The 2,216-nt window shown below is 66.3% G+C and carries 2 protein-coding genes; both read right to left on the reverse strand.

Features of this window, described 5'->3' with window-relative positions; genetic code table 11:
* Nucleotides 1-72: 72 nt before the first annotated feature.
* A complete protein-coding gene (gene istB, locus ACZYY4_RS22965; protein WP_225397491.1) occupies nucleotides 73-873 on the reverse strand; it encodes an IS21-like element helper ATPase IstB in 801 nt (266 codons plus the stop codon).
* Nucleotides 873-2,114 (reverse strand): IS21 family transposase, encoded by a 1,242-nt coding sequence (gene istA / locus ACZYY4_RS22970; RefSeq protein WP_225397490.1) that lies wholly within the window; start codon nucleotides 2,112-2,114, stop codon nucleotides 873-875. Before istA ends, istB begins: the two co-directional genes overlap by 1 nt.
* Between the last annotated feature and the right edge of the window lie 102 nt (nucleotides 2,115-2,216).

Raw genomic sequence — 2,216 nt, forward strand, 5'->3', positions numbered from 1 at the left:
CGTGTCAACGGCGGGTGAAATCTGACCCCCTGGCGGCAGGCGAAAGTTGACCCCCTTGGGCCGGTTTGGTGATTAGTCCTCGGTGGTCGTGGTCGCAGGTGTGCGGCCCAGGTCGCGGTCTTTGAGTCGGTAGCTGTCTCCTTTCAAGGTGATGACGTCGGCGTGGTGGACGAGGCGGTCGATCATGGCTGCGGCCACGATGTCGTCGCCGAAGACTTCGCCCCAGCGCCCGAAGGCTTTGTTGCTGGTGACGATGAGGCTGGCGCGTTCGTAGCGGGCTGATACCAGTTGGAAGAACAGGTTGGCGGCCTCGGGTTCGAACGGGATGTAGCCGACCTCGTCGATGACCAGCAGTGGGTAGCGACCCAGTCGGGTCAGTTCGTGCTGGATGCGTCCGGCGTGATGTGCCTCGGCCAGTCGGGCGACCCATTCGGCGGCGGTGGCAAACAGCACTCGGTGGCCGGCCTGGCAGGCCCGTATCGCTAGTCCGATGGCCAGGTGTGTCTTGCCGGTGCCGGGCGGGCCTAGGAACACGACGTTGTCTTTGGCGGCGACGAAATCCAGGGTGCCAAGATGGGCGATGGTGTCGCGTTTGAGTCCGCGAGCGTGGTCGAAGTCGAACTCCTCCAATGATTTACGGGCCGGGAAACGTGCGGCGCGGATGCGGCCCTCGCCGCCATGGGATTCGCGGGCCGATACTTCGCGCTGCAGGCAGGCCACCAGGTATTCCTCGTGGCTCCAGTTCTCGGCTCGGGCCCGCTCGGCTAGGCGGCTGACCGATTCGCGCAGCGTGGGCGCCTTGAGTGCGCGGGTCAGGTAGGCGACCTCGCTGGTCACATCCCGGTGGCCGGTGGCGGTCTTGGCAGTGGCCATCAGGCCACCCCACCATCGAAATCGATCCCGAACACCTTGTCGTAGTCGGTCAAGTCGCGGGCTGCCACTTCTGGCTCCCGCATGGGCCGTGCTGCGTTGAGATGCTTGCGGCGCAACACCTTCGCCGCCTCGACGTGAACAGGGTCGGACAGGGTTTGATGCTTGGCCCAGATGCGTTCGTGATCAGCAACGAGCTGCCCATCGCAAAACGCCCGTACCCGTTCAAGGTCGGCACGCACCAGCACCCGGCGCCCGACCGCGCCCGGATGCACCGAGTAGTCGTTGCCATCGAGGCGCACGTAGTGATCACGCGGCAGCCGCAGCGATGAACACCAGCCGGTGGCCGGGCCCACCGGCGGCAGCGCGAGCATCGCCGCCCGGTCGGCCTCGATGCGATCGGTGGCCGCGCACCCCAGCGCTCGGCGGTGCCGGGTGTTGGCCACAGCCAGCCAGTCGGTCAGCTGGGCGTTGAAATCGGCCGGGCCGGTGAAAGTGCGGCCGGGCAGAAACGAGCGTTCCAGGTAGTCGTGGAAGCGCTCGATGAGGCCCTTGGCTTCGGGGTCTGCGGGCCGGCAGATGATCACCTTGACCGCCAACACCCCGCGAAACGCCTGGCATTCGCCGGTCAGCTCCGCCCGACCGGCGCGCCAGCGCCCGATCGCGCCTTCGCCGTCCCAGACCAGCGTCCGGGGCACCGCGCCCAGCCCGGCGATCAACTGCCACCACCCAGCGAACAGGTCCTGCGCGTGCCGCGTCGGGATCAGCACCGCCATCAGCCAGCGCGAATAGCCACAGATCATGGTCAACACCGGCAGCTGCTTGGGTCTGCGCAACTGACCGAACCCCACCGGCAACTCGATCGGCGGGAACCACAGATCGCACTGGGCGATCTCCCCGGCCACATAGGCGGTGCGCGAGGCCGGATCCGCTGGCAGATACACCGGCCGCAATTCAGCCACCCGCCCTGAGAGCACCCGGATCGAGCGGGTCCAGCCGATCCGCTCAGCGATCACCGTCGCCGGCATCCTCGGATACACCGCCAGCAGCTCGCGGATCCGCGGCTCGACCTCATCAACAATCGAACCCCGCGGCGCCCGTTGATACTTGCGCGGCTCGTCGGCGGCCAACGCCGACTTCACCGTGTTCTTGCTGACCTTCATCACCCGGGCGATGACCTTGATCGGCATCTGCTCAGCCCGGTGCAATCGACGAATCTCTGCCCAATCTTCCACTGACAGCATCCCCTTTGTGATCCCTTCCTGGCTCGACTAGAGCCAGGACACCGGGTCAGGGGGTCAAAATTCAGTTGCCGCACCGGGGTCAGTTTTCACGTGCCGTCGACA

The organism is Mycobacterium sp. IDUB_21 (genome assembly GCF_055419425.1).